Below are 17115 nucleotides of genomic sequence, written 5' to 3'. Positions count from 1 at the left end.
CGGTGATCCCCCGGCAAAGGAGATCCCAACGCCCGGTCCCGAACCGGCAACGGCTCACCCGGCCCGGACGCGTCCCGGGCCGGGCTGAGGCATGATCTCGACATGGCCATCGTCGCGGGGATAGACAGCTCGACCAGCCGCACCAGGATCGTCGCGTGCGACGCCGACACCGGCACCGTCCTGCGCTCCGGCAAGGCGCCCCACCCCGTCCCCGAGGACCAGGACCTGCGCCCCGGCGAGGCCGACCCGCAGGTCTGGCTGCACTCCCTCGGCGACGCCGCGGCCGGCGGCCTGCTGGAGGGCGTCCGGGCGATCGGCGTCAGCGCCCAGCAGCACGGCATGATCGGCCTGGACGCGGGCGGGGTGCAGGTGCGGCCCGCGATCCTGTGGAACGACCCGCGCTCCAGCGGCGCCGCCGCCAAGCTGCTGGACGCCCTCGGCGGCCCGGCCGCCTGGACCGCCGCGATCGGCGCCGTCCCCGGACCCACGTACACCATCGCCAAGCTGCGCTGGCTGGCCGAGTTCGAGCCGGCCAACGCCCGCCGGGTCGCCGAGGTGCTGCTGCCGCACGACTGGCTGGTCTGGCAGCTGCTCGGCCACCCCAAGCGCCGCACCACCGACCGCGGCGACGCCTCCGGCACCGGCTACTGGTCCCCGATCACCGGCGAGTACCGGCAGGACCTGGTCGAGCTGGCGCTCGGCCACGAACTCCGGCTGCCCGACGTGCTCGGCCCCGCCGAACCCGCCGGGCACACCCCCGAGGGCCTGCTGATCTCGGCCGGCACCGGCGACAACATGGCCGCCGCCCTCGGCCTGGGCCTCGGCCCGGGCGACGCGGTGGTCTCGCTCGGCAGCGCCGGGACGATCTTCGCGGTGCACGAGGAGGCCGTGGTGGACGCCACCGGCCTGGTCTCCTCCTTCGCCGACGCGAGCGGCCGCCACCTGCCGATGGTCGCCACCCTCAACGCCGCCCAGGTGCTGCGCTCCACCGCCGCCGTGCTCGGCCGGGACCTGGAGGGGCTGAGCGACCTCGCCCTGCACTCCTCCCCCGGCGCCTACGGCCTGGTGCTGCTGCCCTACCTGGACGGCGAGCGCACCCCCGCGCTGCCGCACGCCGCCGGCACCCTGACCGGCCTGCGGGCCGAGGCGATGACCCCTCAGCACCTGGCCCGGGCCGCCGTCGAGGGCATGCTGTGCAACACCGCCGACGCCCTGGACGTGCTGCGCGCCCTGGGCGTCGGCATCAAGCGGGTGTTCCTGCTCGGCGCGGCCGGCCGGCTGCCCGCCGTCCGGCACATCGCCCCGATGCTGTTCGGCGTCCCGGTCGTGGTGCCCCCGCCGGGCGCGCACGCCGCCCGAGGCGCCGCCCGGCAGGCCGCCTGGGCGCTGGCCGGCACCTCCGAGCCGCCGGAGTGGGCGCTGCCGGACGCCGAGACGGTCGAGCCCGAGGACGAACAGGACCTGGCGATCGGGTCGGCGGTGCGCCAGCAGTACCGCGCCGCCCGGGACCAGATCCACCCGGAGGCCGCCGCCGGCCCCTCGGCCTGAGCCCTGCCGTCCGGGCCGAGCCCCACCGGCCGGAGTCCGCCGGTGAGGATGCGTCACCCGGCGCCCGATGGCAGCGTGGGTCGGGACACGGCAACCGAGGCGAAGGGCGACAGCCACCCATGGCCCTGCACAAGGGGACCGGCGACGACCGCCGGCTGAGCGTCAGTCCGTTCCTCGGCATCACCGACCCGCTGGGCGCGATGGAACTCGCCCCGCCGGTGCACCGGCTCGGCGAGGGCCCGGTCGCGGCCGACACCGCGTACCAGCTGATCCACGACGAGCTGATGCTGGACGGCAGCGCCAAGCTCAACCTGGCGACCTTCGTCACCACCTCGATGGAGGTGCAGGCGACCCGGCTGATGACCGAGTGCCTGGACAAGAACATGATCGACAAGGACGAGTACCCGCAGACCGCCGAACTGGAGCGGCGCTGCGTGGCCATCCTCGCCGACCTCTGGCACGCCCCCGACCCGGACGCCGCGGTCGGCTGCTCCACCACCGGCTCCAGCGAGGCCTGCATGCTGGCCGGCATGGCGCTCAAGCGCCGCTGGATGCGCCGCAACCCCGAGCGCTACGCGGCCGGGGCCCGGCCCAACCTCGTGATGGGCGTCAACGTCCAGGTGTGCTGGGAGAAGTTCTGCACCTTCTGGGAGATCGAGGCCCGCACCGCGCCGATGGAGGGCGAGCGCTTCCACCTCGGCCCCGAGCAGGCCGTCGCGCTGTGCGACGAGAACACCATCGGCGTGGTCGGCGTCCTCGGCTCGACCTTCGACGGCTCGTACGAGCCGGTCGCGGAGATCTGCGCGGCCCTGGACGAGCTCCAGGCGCGCACCGGCCTGGACGTCCCGGTGCACGTGGACGGCGCCTCCGGCGGCATGGTGGCGCCCTTCCTCGACCCGGAGCTGGTCTGGGACTTCCGGCTCCCCCGGGTGCAGTCGATCAACACCTCCGGCCACAAGTACGGCCTGGTCTACCCCGGCGTCGGCTGGGCGCTGTGGCGGGACAAGGAGGCCCTGCCCGAGGAACTGGTCTTCCGGGTCAACTACCTGGGCGGCGAGATGCCGACCTTCGCGCTCAACTTCTCCCGGCCCGGCGCGCAGGTCGCGGCGCAGTACTACGTCTTCCTGCGGCTCGGCCGGGCCGGTTTCCGGGCGGTCCAGGGCGCCTGCCGGGAGGTCGCCGGCTACCTGGCCGGGGAGATCGGGAAGCTCGGCTGCTTCCGGCTGCTGACCCGCGGCGACCAGGTCCCGGTGTTCGCCTTCACCACCACCGAGGACGTCACCTTCGACGTCTTCGACGTCTCACGGCGGCTGCGCGAGCGCGGCTGGCAGGTCCCCGCGTACACCTTCCCGGCGAACCGGCAGGACCTGTCGGTGCTCCGGGTGGTCTGTCGCAACGGCTTCTCCCGGGACCTCGCCGACCTGCTGCTGGCCGACCTCAACCGGCTGCTGCCGGAGCTGCGCCGCCAGCCCGTCCCGCTGCAGGACCTGGGCGTGCCGGTCCGCGAGGGCTTCCACCACTGAAGGCGTTTCCGGGGCGGCTCAGCGCCCCGGAAACGCCGCGGTGGGAGGGCGCAGGGGAAGCGCCCTCCCACCGGGTGGTCCCGGTCGGTCGGGGCAGCCTCCCCCCGTGAGGCTGCCACGACCGGTGGGGGATCCGGGACTCCGTATCGGGCCGACCACGGCCGACCGGCCGGGGGCCCGAACGAAACGGCCGGTCGGTGGAACGCACCGGCAGGGAGAACTCTGCACGACGAACACATGACTGTTCGATGGTTCCGGGGGGTTGTGAGACACTTCCGTCCGTCTCAACGCCATGACCTGGAGTTTGGGACACCGGGCCGCTGAGGTTGGAGAACGAGGAGACGCCGAACGGCCGGACCGGGCGTGCACCTCCCGCCCCGTCCCACCGTCGTCCCGTCCCGCGACTCATGGAGGACCGCGTTGGCTTCCGTCTGGAAGGACCTGCCCGAGGAGCTGTCCGAGCCCGCCCGCCTGCTGGCCGAGGAGCTCCGCAAGCTCAAGGACGACGCCGGACTGTCACTGTCCGAGCTCGCCACCCGGACCCACTACAGCCGGGCCTCCTGGGAGCGCTGGCTGAACGGCAAGCGGGTGGTCACCGAGCAGGCGCTGGAGGCGCTGATCAGGGCGGTCGACTGCGACCCGGTGGTGCTGCGCCGGCTCCGGCAGCGGGCGGCCGTCCCCGTGGCCCCGGGGACCGTGGCCCAGGAAGCCGTGGCACGGGAGGCCGTGGCCCCGAAGACCGAGGACCGGGGCGGGGAGCCCGGGGACCGGAGCGCGGAGCCGGCGCCGACCGACGACGGGTCGGCCCCCGGGACCGACCCGTCCGAACCGGCCGCCGAGCCCGCCGAAACCGCCGAGCCCAGCGACGACCCGACCGCCGGACCGGTCGCCGGAGCCGCCGACGGGCCCGCCGCCGAGACCACCGGCGAGACCACCGACGAACCCGCCGTCGCCTGGTGGCGCCGTCCCGCGGCCCTGGTCGCCGGTGCGGCCGTGCTGGCACTGCTGCTGGTGCTGGCCGGGCTGCACCTCAGCCGGCACGACGACCAGGCCTCGGCCGCCGACGGTCCGGCCCCGAGCACCTCGGCCACCGGCAGGACCGCCCCGACCACGGCGACCGTGGCGGGCGCCCCCGACTGCCGGGCCCTCGGCTGCGCCCACAAGGACCCCAAGACCACCGGCTGCGGCAGGGACGCGCGCACGCTGCAGACCCAGGTCATCGGCAAGGTCGTCGTCTACCTCCGCTACAGCCAGACCTGCCAGGCCGCCTGGGCGGCGATCTCCGAGGGCGAGCCCAAGGACTTCGCGGTGATCACCGACACCACCGGGGACAGCGAGACCGCGATGATCCACTGGGGCTACGACAACTACTCGCCGATGCTGAACGCGGCCGACCCCTCGATCGGCTTCCAGGTCTGCGGCACCCAGCCGGCCGGGCACGACTGCACCGGGACCGTCACCGACCTGGCCAGGGTGGTGGCCTCCACCCCGATCCCGATCGGCCCCGCCTCGCCGCCCCCGGGCGCCGGGGCCACGCCGAGCGACTCGGCCTCGGCACCGGCTTCGGCACCGGCTTCGGCACCGGCTTCGGCCGACCCGGCGCAGGGCGCGACCCAGGCACCGCCGGCCGAGCAGGTCTCGCCGAGCCCGGCCGCGTCCCCGCCCGGTCAGTCGAGGTAGCCGCGCAGCTGCTCGGCGGAGGCGTGGTCGCGGAGCTTGACCAGCGTCTTGGACTCGATCTGCCGGATCCGCTCCCGGGTCACGCCGAACACCGAGCCGATCTCCTCCAGCGTGCGCGGGCGGCCGTCGTCCAGGCCGTAGCGGAGCTGGACGACCTGGCGTTCCCGTTCGCCCAGGGTCGCCAGCACGGCGTCCAGGTGCTGGCGCAGCAGCAGGAAGGTCGCCGACTCGGCGGGTGAGGCGGCGTCGGCGTCCTCGATCAGGTCACCGAGCGCGACGTCGTCCTCCTCCCCGACCGGGGTGTGCAGCGAGATCGGCTCCTGGGCCAGCCGGAGCAGCTCGCGGACCCGCACCTCGGTGAGCTCCAGGGCGGTGCCGATGTCGGCCGGGCTGGGCTCCAGACCGCGCTCCTGCAGCAGCGCGCGCTGCACCCGGACCACCCGGTTGATCAGCTCCACCACGTGCACCGGCACCCGGATCGTCCGGGCCTGGTCCGCCAGCGCCCGGCTCATCGCCTGCCGGATCCACCAGGTCGCGTACGTCGAGAACTTGTAGCCGCGGGCGTAGTCGAACTTCTCCACCGCCCGGATCAGGCCCAGGTTGCCCTCCTGGACCAGGTCCAGCAGGGTCAGCCCGCGGCCGACGTAGCGCTTGGCGACGGACACCACCAGGCGCAGGTTCGCCTCGATCAGGCGGCGCTTGGCGATCCGGCCGAGGACCACCAGGGAGTCCAGTTCGCCGGCCAGCGGGTCGGGCGGCGGCGGGTCCCCGTTCAGCTGCTCCTCGGCGAACAGTCCGGCCTCGATCCGGCGGGCCAGTTCGACCTCCTCGACGGCGGTGAGGAGCCGGATCCGGCCGATCTCGCGCAGGTACTGGCGCAGCAGGTCGGCGGCCGGACCGCCGCCCTCGGAGCGCTCGGCGGGGCCCTCGTCGTCGAGGTCCGGCTCGGCCGCCGCCTCCGGGCTGTCGGGGTGGCCCTCCGGCCGCTCCTGGGCGGGGACCCGTGGGCCCGGGGGCGCGGCCCCGGCCCGGCCGTGGTCGGCCTCCTGCTCCCCGGTCGGCGGCCCGGCGGGCCCGGCCCGTCCGGTCGGTTCGGTCGGTTCGGCTCGTCCGGTGGGCTCGGCCCGTCCGGTCGGCTCGGCTCGTCTGGTGGCGGTGGTCGCTGCGGCAAGGCCTCGGTCCACGGGCATCCCTCGGGGCGGGCGCGACTCTGGCGGACCCGCGCTGTACGGAGGTGGGACGCCCTCCAGTGTGGGGTACGCCACGCTCCGTGGCCGAGACTCGTGCGCCGACTTTCTGTGCGGGACTTCCCGGGGCCGTTCGCGCCGGAGAACCCGCTACAACGCCCCGGCGCCCCGGCTCTTGAGCTGGTCGCCGTACTGCTGGAGCTGCCACAGCTCGGTCTGCACCGCGTGCAGCTGCTCGGCGTCCGCCCGGTGGCCCAGCCGCTGGAGGTAGCCGCGGACCTCGGCGATCCGCCGGTCGACGGCCAGCAGGCGCAGCTTGACCAGGAACTCCCCCGCGTAGATCGCGTCCGCCTTGCGCAGCGAGCGCACCGGTTCGACGGTCAGCTCGGTCACCAGCGAGCGCACCTGGTCGTCCGGGGAGGCCTCGCGCACCGCGCCGGTGAAGTCGGGCGCGGCCGCCCCGTACCCGGTGCCGCCGGCCTTGGCGATGGCCTGCCGGACGGCGGTGTACGGCGGGGTCGGGAACTCGTCGTCGCCGTACTGGTCGAAGGCCGGGCTGACCAGCTCCGGGTGCTGGAGCGCCAGCTTGAGCAGCTCCCGCTCGACGAACTGGGCCGGGTCCCGCGGGTTGAGCCGGAACGCGGGCCTGGCCGGGCCCGGCACCGCGACGGGCTGCTCGGTGCGGCGCTGCTGGCCGTTGGCGCGGGGGTTCTGCTGCTTCTCCCGCTCCCAGCGGGCCAGCTGGGAGATCCGGCGGACCACGAACTGCTCGTCGCCCGGGTTCACCCCGACCATGCCGGCCAGCCGGATCGCGTAGCCGTGCCGGATCGACGGGTCCTTGATCTTCGCGACGATCAGGGCGGCCTCCTCCATCGCGGCGGCCTGCCCCTCGGGGGTCTCGACCCGGTGCTTGGCGACCGCCGTGTTCAGCGCGAACTCGAACAGCGGGACGGGGTGGTCGATCAGCTGCCGGACCGCCTCGTCGCCCTGGGCCAGCCGCAGGTCGCAGGGGTCCATGCCGCCCGGGCTGACCGCGATGGAGGTCTTGGCGGCGAACTTCTGGTCGTCCTCGAAGGCGCGCAGCGCGGCCTTCTGGCCGGCCGCGTCGCCGTCGAAGGTGAAGACCGTCTCGCCGCGGTACTGGGAGGTGTCCATCAGCAGCCGACGGATGATCTTGATGTGGTCCTCGGCGAACGCCGTGCCGCAGGTCGCCACCGCCGAGGTGACCCCGGCCAGGTGGCAGGCCATCACGTCGGTGTAGCCCTCGACCACCACCGCGCGGCCCGACTTGGCGATCTCCTTCTTCGCCAGGTCGATGCCGTACAGCACGTGGGACTTCTTGTAGATCGGCGTCTCGGGGGTGTTCAGGTACTTCGGACCGTTGTCGTCCTCGCGCAGCCGGCGGGCGCCGAACCCGACCACCTCGCCCGCGATGTCCCGGATCGGCCACACCAGCCGGCCCCGGAAGCGGTCGATCAGACCGCCGCGCTGCCCCTGCGAGGCCAGGCCGCCCTGGAGGATCTCCTTGTCGCTGAACCCCTTGCCGCGCAGGTAGCGGACCAGGTGCTCCCACCCCGCCGGGGCGTAGCCCACCCCGAAGGTCTTCGCGGCCTCCTCGTCGAAGCCGCGCTCGGCCAGGAAGCGGCGGCCGATCTCCGCCTCCGCCGAGGCCAGCTGCTCCTGGTACCAGGCGGAGGCCACCTTGTGCGCCTCGACCAGCCGGGTCCGCTCGCCCTGCTGGTGGCGGGGGCTGTAGCCGCCCTCCTCGTAGCGCAGCGTGATGCCGGCCTGGGCCGCCATCCGCTCGACGGCCTCGGCGAAGGTGAAGTGCTCGATCTTCATCAGGAAGGCGATGGTGTCGCCGTTCTCCTGGCAGCCGAAGCAGTGGAAGACGCCCTTGGCGGGGTTGACGTAGAAGGAGGCGGACTTCTCGTCGTGGAAGGGGCAGACGCCCTTGTACTCGCCACCGCCACCGTTGGTCAGCTGTACGTAGTCGCCGACCACCGCGTCGATCGGCAGTGCGCTGCGCACCGCTTGTACGTCTTCGTCCCTGATCCGCCCGGCCACCCCGGAAGTCTACTGGGGCGGCCGGGGTTTCGAGCCGGGGCTGCCGGCCGGGTTCCGGCCGGGGCTGCGGCCCGGGTCCGGGCCCGGGCCGCGCCGGGCGGGCGTGACGTGGGCCTGACGTGGCCTGACGTGGGCGTCAGGTCCAGGAGGCCCCGACCAGCCTGCCGTGCAGGGCCAGCGCCGAGGCGTCCGTGAGGGTGGCGATCTGGTCGATCACGGTGCGCAGGGCGGCGCGGTCGTCCTCGGCCTCGTGGTACATCGCGGTGAAGACCGGGTCCAGCCCCTCGGGGGCGCGCTGGTTCAGCACGTACGCCAGCTCGGCGATCACGATCCGCTGGCGGGCCCGCAGCTGGGCCTGCTCGTCGCGCATCATCACGTAGAGGACGGCGACGGCCTTGAGCACCGCGACCTCCAGCCGGACCTCCCGCGGCACCACCAGCTCGGCGGTGTAGCGGGTCAGCCGGCCGGGGCCGTAGCGGGCGCGGGTGGCCTGCTCGGCGGCCAGGCAGAAGCGGCCGATCAGCTGGCTGGTGAGGTCCTTGAGCCCGGCCCGGGCACGCGCGGTGCCGTCGTAGCCCTGCGGCCAGAAGTCCTGGGCCAGCAGCCGGTCCAGGGCGGCGGAGAGCTCCTCCGGCTCGGCGTCCGGGGCGTAGCGCTCGGCGACCTTGAACAGGTCGGCGCGCTCGCCGGGGGCGCGCAGCGCGGCCGGGTCGATGTGGCCGGCCTGGAGGCCGTCCTCGACGTCGTGGGTGGAGTAGGCGACGTCGTCGGACCAGTCCATGACGGTGGCCTCGAAGCACTTGCGCCCGGCCGGGGAGCCGGCCCGCAGCCAGCGGAAGACCGGCAGGTCGTCGGCGTAGACGCCGTACTTGGGCGAGGCCGGGTCGGTCGGGTGGGCGCCCTTGGTCCACGGGTACTTGGTGGCCGCGTCCAGGGCGGCCCGGCTCAGGTTGAGGCCGACGCTGCGGCCGGGCCAGGGGGCGAGCCGGGAGGCCGGCTGCTCCTCCGCCGGCGCGAACCGCTTGGGTTCGAGCCGGGTCAGGATGCGCAGCGACTGGGCGTTGCCCTCGAAGCCGCCGCAGGCCTCGGCGGCCTGGTCGAGGGCCTCCTCACCGGTGTGGCCGAAGGGCGGGTGGCCGATGTCGTGGGCCAGGCAGCCGGTCTCCACCAGGTCCGGGTCGCAGCCGAGGGCGGCGCCCAGTTCCCGGCCGACCTGGGCGCATTCGAGCGAGTGGGTGAGCCGGGTGCGCGGGAAGTCGCTGCGCATCGGGGCCACCACCTGGGTGGTGCCGGCCAGCCGGCGCAGTGCGGCGGAGTGCAGCACCCGGGCGCGGTCGCGCTGGAAGGCGGTGCGGCCGGGACGCTTGTCCGGTTCGGGGACCCAGCGGGCCTCGGCGGCGTGGTCGTACGGGAGCGGGGCGGCGAGGCGGTGCGTGGTGTCATCCATATGGCACTCACCGTACGCCGCGCCCCCGACACGCGGGGTGTGCCGCGCGCGAAGGGGTGCGGACCGGCGCGTGAACCGTGGGAGGCGCGCCGGTGACCGCCCCGGCGGATCGGCCGGACCCGAACGGTCCGGTCACGGGGCGACCGCGGAGCCCGCCGCGGGCGGACTCAGCCCCGGACGGCCTTGAGCAGCGCGGCGGCCACCCCCTCCTCCCCCTTGGCGTTGGGGTGGACCGGGGTGAGGCCGTGGGCCGGGAACGGCGGCTCGATCCAGCGGGCGTCCTCCCCCGCGCACATGTCGTGCCCGGCCGAGGGCCCGGCGGTGTCCACGAACACCGCCCCGGCGGCCTCCGCGCGCTGCTTGAGCATGCCGTTGAGCTGCTGCTCCTTCTCGGTCAGGAAGCCGAGGTCGGCCGCCGCGACCGTGGTGCCCAGCGTCGCCCGGCAGCCCGCCGGGTCGGCCGGGAGCAGGGCCGGGTAGCCGACCACGTACACCCGGGCCCGCGGGGAGCGGCGCCCGATCTCCCGGAGGACCTCGCCGAGCCGCTCGCCGGCCGCGTCGACCCGGGCCCGCACCTCGTCGGTGCCGCCGGAGGCGTAGTGCTCCCGGCAGGGCGCGGCCGCGCGGTCCTCGCCGACCAGGTCCTTCACCGCGTCCGCCAGGGTGGCCTTGGCGCACTCGGTGACGACCTCCATGAAACCGGCGTCGTTGCCGCCGATGCCCACGGTGACCAGCCGGGTGTCCGGGGTCAGCGCGTCCAGCTGGGCCGGGTTGGGGCCGTCGGCGGTCTTCTGCGGGCTCCTGAGGTCCCCGGTGCGGGCGCCGCTGCAGCTGACGTCCCGGAACTGCCCGGGCGCCACCCCGAGCGCCTTCGCCAGCAGGGAGGGGTAGTTGACCCCGGAGCGGGCGCAGCCGGCCGGGTCGCCGACCTGCGGGGCGATCCGGGGCCCGGCGGTGTACGAGTCGCCGAGCGCCACGTACGGGGCGGCGGGCGGCGGGGTGGGGGTCGGCGTCGGGGTGGGGGTCGGGGTCGCACCGGCCGGGGCGCGACCGGGCAGGGCGCCCGCGAAGCCCCGGTCGGAGCCGTCCGGTCCGTCCGACCCGCCGCCGCACCCGGCCAGGGCGGCCAGCAGCAGGGCGGCCGAGAGGGCCGTCGCGACGGTCGACGGGCGGGTGGTCCTGGGCATGGCGTCCCCCCTGGGGGTGCGGGTCACGGGCAGCTGCGTACGCGGCGGCCGGTCCCCCCGGGCACCGCACGGCTCAACGTACGGGCGGCGCCGATGACTCCCGCCACGGCGTCGGCGTTACGCCGTTCCGGCGACTCCGCTCCCGTCACTGCGTTGCCGTTGCCCCGTTCCCGTTGCCCCGTTCCCGTTACTCCGCGCCGCGTTCGTGCTCGGCGAGGAACTGCTCGAAGCGCCGCCCCAGCTCGTCCGCGGACGGCAGGTCGACCGGCTCGGCCAGCAGGCTCTCCCGGCCCTCGGCGCCCGCGACCGCGTCGTACTGGCCCTCCATGCCACGGATGGCGGAGCGCAACTCGCCGTCGCCCTGGGCCAGCTGCTCCTCGATGTCGGCGTACACCTCGCCCGTCCGCTCGCGCAGCCGGGTGCCGGGCAGCACCAGTCCGGTGGCGGACTGCACGGCCTCCAGGATCAGCACGGCGGCCGCCGGGTAGGCCGAACGGGCCACGTAGTGGGGGACGTGCACGGCGAAGCCCAGCACGTCGTGCCCGGCCTCGGCCAGGCGGTACTCCAGCAGGGCCTGGGCGCTGCCCGGGACCTGCGCCTGCTCGAACCACTGCGGGTACCCCGGCGCGAGGTCGAGCCGGTTGCCGTGCGGCGTCAGGCCGACCGGGCGGGTGTGCGGCACGCCCATCGGGATGCCGTGGAAGTCCAGGCTGAGCCGGACCTCGAAGCGCTCCACCAGCTCCCGGACGGCGCGCGCGAAGCGCTCCCACTCGACGTCCGGCTCGGGGCCGGTGAGCAGCAGGAACGGGGCGCCGGCGGCGTCGCGGACCAGCTGGAGCAGGATCTCCGGCGGGTCGTAGGAGGACCAGTGGTCGTGGTCGAAGACCATCGCGGGGCGGCGGGCCCGGTAGTCGACCAGGCGGTCGTGGTCGAAGCGGGCCACCACCTGGGGGGAGCCCGTCTCCAGCAGGTGGGCCACCACCTGGGCGCCCGCCTCGCCGGCGTCCATGAAGCCCTCGAAGTGCTGGAGCAGCACCAGGCCGGCGCCGGTGTCGCGCAGCTCCGCGTTGGCCTCGGCCACGGCGGCCACGCCCCGCTCATCCAGCTCGTACAGCGCCTGGAAGTCTCGCACCGCGCACCCTTCCCCGTTCTCTGCTCGTCCCGCTCCGACCGGCTCTCGCCTTGTCCAGCGTGCCGGGACGCGCGGGAATTCCCGTTCCGGCCGACCGCTCTCGCGGACGGCCCGCCCCGCGACCCGCCCGGCAACACGCTCGGGGACCGTCGCCGACCGCTCCGGACCATGATCGCACCCGGGGGTAAAACCCCTGTTCACGGGCGTTCAACAGCCCCGTCCGGGGCGCGCGGTGGCGGCCCGCGCCGACATTCGGGTGCCGCGAAGTGACGCACCGCCTTCTGGCGGGTATCGTCCTCTCGCTGCCTCGCATCGTCGCGTCGTCGTCACGTCGTCCGTAACGCCGTCGATCACGACCCGGATCGCTGCTCGGTCAGACACCCACGACGCATCTTGCCTTCACCTGGCCGCCTGCTTCCCTTCGCGCACTCGTTACCTCTTCGGCCATTTCGCGGACGCACACTGTCCCGCTCGCTGTTCCCGCCGGACCGGTCCGAGGATCCGTGTCCGTTCCGGCACCCTCGCCGCCCGTTCCGGGCCGCCGCTCCGCCCCATCCGACCGGAATCCTCCGGCGCACACGGGTACCCGGAGCCGGAAACCGGGCCGGGGCGAACCCCTCGTCCACCGCAGCCCGTGCCGCACCCCGGCGCCGGATGCGCCCTACGACCGATGAAGGACCAAGGTTCCGTGCCAGCACCTGTCTTCCTCACCGGCCGCACCGTTCGGTTGGAGCCCCTCGCCGCCCACCACGCCGAGGCCATCGCCGCGGCCGGCGCCGAGGACCGTACGACCTATGCCTTCACCCCCGTCCCGCACGGTCCGGAAGCGGCCCGCGACTACATCGCGCGCGCCCTCGCCGACCAGGCCGCGGGCCGGTCGCTGCCGTTCGCGACGGTGAACGTCGCCGACGGCCGGGTGGTCGGCTCCACCCGGTTCCTGGAACTCGACTACTGGCAGGGCCCCATGGTGTGGCCGCCGGTGCCCGGCGTGCCGTTCGGTGATCCGGCCACGGCCGTCCCGGACGCCGCCGAGATCGGCAACACCTGGCTCTCCCCGCGCGCCCAGGGCACCGGCATCAACACCGAGGCCAAGCTGCTCATGCTCCGGTACGCCTTCGAGACCTGGGGCGTGCAGCGGATCTCGCTGCGCGCGGACGCCCGCAACCTGCGCTCCCGGGCCGCCATCGAACGGCTCGGCGCGACCTCCGAGGGCGTCCGCCGGGCGCACTCGCGCGGGCTGGACGGGGTGGTGCGCTCGACCGCGTTCTACTCGATCCTGGAGGACGAGTGGCCGGCCGTGCGCGACATCATCGAGCTGCGGATCGCCGCCGCCACCTCGCCGAGCGCCCCGGATCCGGCGATCAACCAGGAGTGTCTTAGACAGGGCGGCAGTGGCGCCGGGCAGCTGATGATCACCGCCTGAGCCGGGGCCGGGGGTTCAGCCCTCGGCCACCATGCGCAGGAGGCCTTCGGGTACCCGGGGCTCGCCCCGGTAGTGCCCGGGGTGCGCCTCGACCAGCGCGGACACCGGCCGCCAGCCGCCGCCCCTGACCGGGGCCACCCGCACCCGCCAGATCTCGAAGCCGGTCCAGCTGCGGTGCAGGTGCAGGACGCCCTCGGCGGTGTGGAACATCCACCGTCCGTCGACGTCCCCGGTGATCCGCCCCGACCTCACCGCCCGCCACTGCTCCTCGGTCCAGACGAGGTCCGGCACCGGACAGGGCCGGGGCAGTCGCAGCGGCTTGAGGTGCGAGGCGTCCGCGGAACCCGCCCGAACGCTGCCCGGCTCGGGGAACGCCCAGTCGGGCAGCGGTTCACGGGCGGCCAGCCAGGCGGTCGGGATGCCGTGGGTGCCGGTGTGCGCGGCCACCACTCCCCCGGTGATCGCGGCCACGGTGTCCATGTCGCCGCCGGCCGCGATCGCCTCCCACACGGCGGCCCGGTAGTCGGTGAGGTGGCGGGCGGCGCACCACAGGGCGTACGGGACGGTGTCGGCGGCCGAGGTCCGGCTGCCGTTGCCGAGCAGTCGGGCAACGGCCCGGGCATCCGGTTCGGCGAGCAGTCGGACGGCCTCGGCGAGCGCGTCGCGCAGGACGCCGTACGGGGTGAGCTCGACCACCGCCTCCAGGAAGGCCTCCGGCGCCATCGGCCCGGTCCGCGCCCGCACCGCGTACGCGGCGGCCACCGCGACCGCGATCGTGCCGTCCACCGCCTGGGGGTGGGTGTGGGTGATCACCGCGGTGTCGGCGGCGGGCCGGACCACGGCGGCGGGGTCGTCCGCGTACGCCGCCCCCAGCGGGGCGACCCGCATCGCGGCGCCGTTGCCGTACGAGCCCTGGCCGTCGAAGAGTTCGGCGGCGAGGGCCCCGGCGTCGCCGCCCTCGCGGACCAGTCGGAGCAGCCGGTTGGCGGCCGGGCCGTAGCCGCGGTCGAAGTCGTGGCGGCGGGCGAAGGCGTGGGTGAGGTCGAAGGTGTCGATCGCGCCGCGTTCGCGCTGGGCGGCGTACACCGAGCAGGCCATCTCGGTGTCGTCGGTCCACGGCCAGGGGCCGGGCGGTTCGGTGCGGGAGGCGAAGTGGGCCCGGGCGGTTTCCGGGACGAAGAACTGGGCGCCGAGGGCGTCACCGACGGAGAGGCCGTTGAGCGCGTCCAGCGCGGGGCCGTTGGGTTCGGTCATCATGTGCCTCCAGCACAGCGGATCGGCCTCCGATTCGTCAACATCGTTACCGGAAGGCCCCTGACGAGGGATGTTTCGCATACCTCCGATCCGGGCGGGCAGCACCGGGGTATGACCCGCGCGCATCCGCTCGACCCCGTCGCCCTGCTCGGCGCCGACCAGCAGCACATCGCCACCCGGGCGCAGCTGCGCCGGCTCGGCGTGCCCTCCGGCACGATCGCCCACCGGCTGCGGCCGGGCGGGCCCTGGCAGCAGGTGCTGCCGCGGGTGATCTGCCTGCAGAACGGGAGGTTGACGAGTCATCAGAAACTCCGGGCGGCCCTGGCGTACGCGAGTCCGAAGGGGCGGCAGGAGCAGCCCGGCGAGGTGCTGCTGACCGGGTTCGCGGTACTGGCGGACGCCGGGCTGCCGAGCGCCGGGCATCCGGCCGACCTGACCGAGGTCGACGTCCTGATCCCCGGCCAACGCCGGGTCAGGGAGCGGGAGTTCGTCCGGATCCACCGGTCGTCCGGGGTGATGCCGGGCGGCTTCGAGCGGGACGACGGGCTGTGGAGCGCCCCGGTCGCGCGGGCGCTGGCGGATCTGGCGCCGAGGGAGACCGGGCAGCGCCGGTTCCGGGCGCTGTGCGCCGAGGCGGTGCAGCGACGGCACTGCGAACTCGGCGAGCTGCTGGACCAGTTGCTCGCCCGGCCGGGAGCACTGGCGCTGCCGCAGGTGGCCCGGGTGGTGGAGGACCTCACCGCCGGGGTGCGCTCGGTGGTGGAGGGCGAGGCGCGCGAGCTGCTCGCCCACGCGGGGCTGCCGGAGCCGTTGTGGAATCCGGTGCTGTTCCTGGACGGCCGCTTCCTGGCCGTGCCGGACGCCTACTGGCCGCACGCCTGCGTGGCGCTGGAGATCGACTCCCGCGCCTACCACCTGCGCCCGGCCGACCACGAACGCGGGCTGGCCCGCGCCAACCGGCTGGCCGGCGCCGGCCTGCCGGTGGTGCGCACCACCCCGGTCCAGCTCCGCCGCGACCCGGCGCCGGTGCTGCACGAGCTGACCGCCCTGGTCACCACCGGCCCGCACGGCCCGCACGGCCGGGTCAGCTGGCGGCGGGCCCGGTGAACCCGGCGGTGCCTCAGGCGTGTCGGGCGCCGGCCGCCTCGGCGGCGGCGACCAGCCGCTGGAGCTCGGCGAGGTGGGCGGCGAGGGCGGCGCGACCGGCGGCGGTGGCGGCGAGCCAGGTGCGCGGGCGCTTGCCGACGTACCCCTTCTTCACCGTGAGGTAGCCGGCCTCCTCCAGGGCGGTGGCGGCCTTGCTGAGGACGGAGTCGGAGACCTCGCAGTGGTCCCGGACGGCGCCGAACTCGGCCTCGCGGCAGGCGCCGAGGAAGGCGAGCACGGTCAGCCGGGTGGCGTGCTGGAGCAGCGGGTCGAGGGCGGCGGGCATCAGCCGGCCTCCTGGGAGCGCCGGACCCGGCGGTTGAGCCGGTCGGTGCCCACCCAGAAGGTCAGGCCCGCCGCGAGCCCGGCGGCCCCGCCGATCCAGCGCGGGCCGCCGCCGGCCTGCCAGGCGAGCAGCATCCCGGCCGCCGACGCGGCGCAGACCGCGAGGACCGCGAGGGCGACCGGGCCGCCGATGCCGTCCGGCACGCCCCGGCGGACGATGCCGTCGCTGCGCACGGCGACCCGGGCGAGGACGCCGGTCAGGGCGGCGAAGCCGCCCGCGAGCACGGCGATCATCACGAACTGCCCGGTCTCGACGACCTGGCCGATCCCCAGGCCGTAGGCGGCGAACGCGAAGGCGAAGGCCGGCCCGTACCAGCGGGGCACCTCGCCCGGCCGCCGGGCGGCCGCGCCGGCCCGGTCGGCCAGGCGCAGCGCCTCGGCGGCGGACAGCGGCGGGGTGGGAACGGAGTCACTCATGCTTCCCCCTCGGAAGTGACGGTGGCTCCACTGTGCCATCTTCTTTCCGAGTTGGAAAGTACTTTCCGGGAAATCGCCGCTCAGCAGCGCGGGTCGATCTCCTGGAAGGTCGCGTAGTGGTCGGCGGACCAGTACTGCTCGCCCGCGCCGCCGGTGACGACCCGTCGGGTGCCGCGGTCGTTGGAGCCCGGGGTGACCACGGTGAACTCGTGGTAGTAGCCGTTGCCCTTCTTCGGCAGCCGGCTCTCGCGGTTCTCGAAGACGATGCCGTCCCGGTTGTACGGGTAGGGGCCGCCCTTGGCGATCAGGCCGATGGTGTCCTGGGCCTGGCTGGGGAGCTTGGTGCGGCAGACGTCGGCCAGCGCCGGGTCGGCGGGCACCCAGGTGCCGGCCGCGGAGGGGGCGCCGCCGGCCGGCGGGGACGGCTTGGGCGCCGAGGGCTTGGGGGCCGTGGCGCCCGTGGTGGTGGTGGCGCTCGCGGCGGCCTTGGGGTGGCTGCTGCCGCCCTTGCCGGCGAGCAGGTAGCCGACTCCGGCGAGCACGGCCAGGATCAGGACGGCCACGACGACGAGCGGGCTCTTGCTTCTGGTCATGCGGTCCAGCTTGGCAGGCGGCGGCGTCCGGGCGGCCGTGTCACACACATGACGGGCGCCACACGGACGTACGGCCGGGGGGGGGGGGGGGCCGCGGGGGGGGGGCCCCCCGCCCCCGGCCCCCACCCCCCGCAACCGCCCCCCCCCCCCCCGGGCCCCCCACCCC

The 17115-nt window shown here is 75.0% G+C and carries 14 protein-coding genes; 5 read left to right on the top strand and 9 right to left on the bottom strand.

Annotation, left to right across the window (positions count from 1 at the left end; all coding sequences use genetic code 11):
• Positions 1-102 precede the first annotated feature (102 nt).
• From ACFY2K_RS12605 to ACFY2K_RS12595, 3 genes are all read left to right on the top strand, one after another.
• Positions 103-1548, top strand: coding sequence for an FGGY family carbohydrate kinase (locus ACFY2K_RS12605; RefSeq protein ID WP_380644347.1), 1446 nt, complete (start codon positions 103-105; stop codon positions 1546-1548).
• A 119-nt stretch (positions 1549-1667) separates the two neighbouring features.
• Complete coding sequence (locus ACFY2K_RS12600; RefSeq protein ID WP_375892542.1) at positions 1668-3071, top strand: glutamate decarboxylase; 1404 nt, start codon at positions 1668-1670, stop codon at positions 3069-3071.
• A gap of 420 nt (positions 3072-3491) precedes the next feature.
• A complete protein-coding gene (locus ACFY2K_RS12595; protein WP_387711181.1) occupies positions 3492-4751 on the top strand; it encodes a helix-turn-helix domain-containing protein in 1260 nt (419 codons plus the stop codon).
• Here the strand turns inward: ACFY2K_RS12595 and ACFY2K_RS12590 are convergent.
• The 5 genes from ACFY2K_RS12590 to ACFY2K_RS12570 form a co-directional block, all read right to left on the bottom strand.
• On the bottom strand, positions 4739-5941 hold the full coding sequence (locus tag ACFY2K_RS12590; protein WP_387711179.1) for a sigma-70 family RNA polymerase sigma factor: 1203 nt from the start codon (positions 5939-5941) through the stop codon (positions 4739-4741). The genes ACFY2K_RS12595 and ACFY2K_RS12590 overlap by 13 nt on opposite strands.
• Positions 5942-6088: 147 nt before the next feature.
• Positions 6089-8005, bottom strand: a complete 1917-nt coding sequence (gene dnaG / locus ACFY2K_RS12585) for a DNA primase (protein ID WP_387711178.1) — start codon at positions 8003-8005, stop codon at positions 6089-6091.
• Between the two features lie 136 nt (positions 8006-8141).
• Positions 8142-9452, bottom strand: coding sequence for a deoxyguanosinetriphosphate triphosphohydrolase (locus tag ACFY2K_RS12580; protein WP_375892536.1), 1311 nt, complete (start codon positions 9450-9452; stop codon positions 8142-8144).
• A 167-nt stretch (positions 9453-9619) separates the two neighbouring features.
• Positions 9620-10639 (bottom strand): SGNH/GDSL hydrolase family protein, encoded by a 1020-nt coding sequence (locus ACFY2K_RS12575; RefSeq protein ID WP_380644351.1) that lies wholly within the window; start codon positions 10637-10639, stop codon positions 9620-9622.
• A gap of 187 nt (positions 10640-10826) precedes the next feature.
• A complete protein-coding gene (locus ACFY2K_RS12570; protein WP_360228636.1) occupies positions 10827-11771 on the bottom strand; it encodes a PAC2 family protein in 945 nt (314 codons plus the stop codon).
• 688 nt (positions 11772-12459) lie between these two features.
• On the opposite strand from ACFY2K_RS12570, the gene ACFY2K_RS12565 reads away from it, so the two are divergent.
• Positions 12460-13194, top strand: coding sequence for a GNAT family N-acetyltransferase (locus tag ACFY2K_RS12565; protein ID WP_375892532.1), 735 nt, complete (start codon positions 12460-12462; stop codon positions 13192-13194).
• A 15-nt stretch (positions 13195-13209) separates the two neighbouring features.
• On the opposite strand, the gene ACFY2K_RS12560 is transcribed toward ACFY2K_RS12565, so the two are convergent.
• On the bottom strand, positions 13210-14448 hold the full coding sequence (locus ACFY2K_RS12560) for an ADP-ribosylglycohydrolase family protein (protein ID WP_387711174.1): 1239 nt from the start codon (positions 14446-14448) through the stop codon (positions 13210-13212).
• Positions 14449-14559: 111 nt separating this feature from the next.
• Between ACFY2K_RS12560 and ACFY2K_RS12555 the strand changes: the two genes are divergently transcribed.
• Positions 14560-15555: a hypothetical protein gene (locus ACFY2K_RS12555; protein ID WP_380401656.1), complete on the top strand. Its 996-nt coding sequence runs from the start codon at positions 14560-14562 to the stop codon at positions 15553-15555.
• A gap of 13 nt (positions 15556-15568) precedes the next feature.
• Here the strand turns inward: ACFY2K_RS12555 and ACFY2K_RS12550 are convergent, their stop codons facing one another.
• The 3 genes from ACFY2K_RS12550 to ACFY2K_RS12540 all read right to left on the bottom strand — a co-directional run bounded on the left by ACFY2K_RS12550 (position 15569) and on the right by ACFY2K_RS12540 (position 16949).
• On the bottom strand, positions 15569-15880 hold the full coding sequence (locus ACFY2K_RS12550) for a transcriptional regulator (protein ID WP_375892526.1): 312 nt from the start codon (positions 15878-15880) through the stop codon (positions 15569-15571).
• Positions 15880-16356 (bottom strand): hypothetical protein, encoded by a 477-nt coding sequence (locus tag ACFY2K_RS12545; RefSeq protein ID WP_387711172.1) that lies wholly within the window; start codon positions 16354-16356, stop codon positions 15880-15882. The genes ACFY2K_RS12550 and ACFY2K_RS12545 overlap by 1 nt, the downstream gene beginning before the upstream one ends.
• Positions 16357-16436: 80 nt before the next feature.
• Positions 16437-16949 (bottom strand): ribonuclease, encoded by a 513-nt coding sequence (locus ACFY2K_RS12540; protein ID WP_375892523.1) that lies wholly within the window; start codon positions 16947-16949, stop codon positions 16437-16439.
• Positions 16950-17115 lie beyond the last annotated feature (166 nt).

The sequence above is a fragment of the Kitasatospora sp. NPDC001309 genome, assembly GCF_042896295.1.
Lineage (GTDB): Bacteria > Actinomycetota > Actinomycetes > Streptomycetales > Streptomycetaceae > Kitasatospora.
Note: the sequence above shows the minus strand (reverse complement) of the source record. Positions and strands in the feature narration are given on the sequence as shown.

Excerpts from the sequence above, each read along its gene's own strand:
- ACFY2K_RS12580 (WP_375892536.1), bottom strand. The coding sequence starts at position 9,452 with ATGGATGACACCACGCACCGCCTCGCCGCCCCGCTCCCGTACGACCAC.
- ACFY2K_RS12575 (WP_380644351.1), bottom strand. The coding sequence starts at position 10,639 with ATGCCCAGGACCACCCGCCCGTCGACCGTCGCGACGGCCCTCTCGGCC.
- ACFY2K_RS12600 (WP_375892542.1), top strand. The coding sequence starts at position 1,668 with ATGGCCCTGCACAAGGGGACCGGCGACGACCGCCGGCTGAGCGTCAGT.
- ACFY2K_RS12605 (WP_380644347.1), top strand. The coding sequence starts at position 103 with ATGGCCATCGTCGCGGGGATAGACAGCTCGACCAGCCGCACCAGGATC.
- ACFY2K_RS12590 (WP_387711179.1), bottom strand. The coding sequence starts at position 5,941 with ATGCCCGTGGACCGAGGCCTTGCCGCAGCGACCACCGCCACCAGACGA.
- ACFY2K_RS12555 (WP_380401656.1), top strand. The coding sequence starts at position 14,560 with ATGACCCGCGCGCATCCGCTCGACCCCGTCGCCCTGCTCGGCGCCGAC.
- ACFY2K_RS12550 (WP_375892526.1), bottom strand. The coding sequence starts at position 15,880 with ATGCCCGCCGCCCTCGACCCGCTGCTCCAGCACGCCACCCGGCTGACC.
- ACFY2K_RS12560 (WP_387711174.1), bottom strand. The coding sequence starts at position 14,448 with ATGACCGAACCCAACGGCCCCGCGCTGGACGCGCTCAACGGCCTCTCC.
- ACFY2K_RS12545 (WP_387711172.1), bottom strand. The coding sequence starts at position 16,356 with ATGAGTGACTCCGTTCCCACCCCGCCGCTGTCCGCCGCCGAGGCGCTG.
- ACFY2K_RS12540 (WP_375892523.1), bottom strand. The coding sequence starts at position 16,949 with ATGACCAGAAGCAAGAGCCCGCTCGTCGTCGTGGCCGTCCTGATCCTG.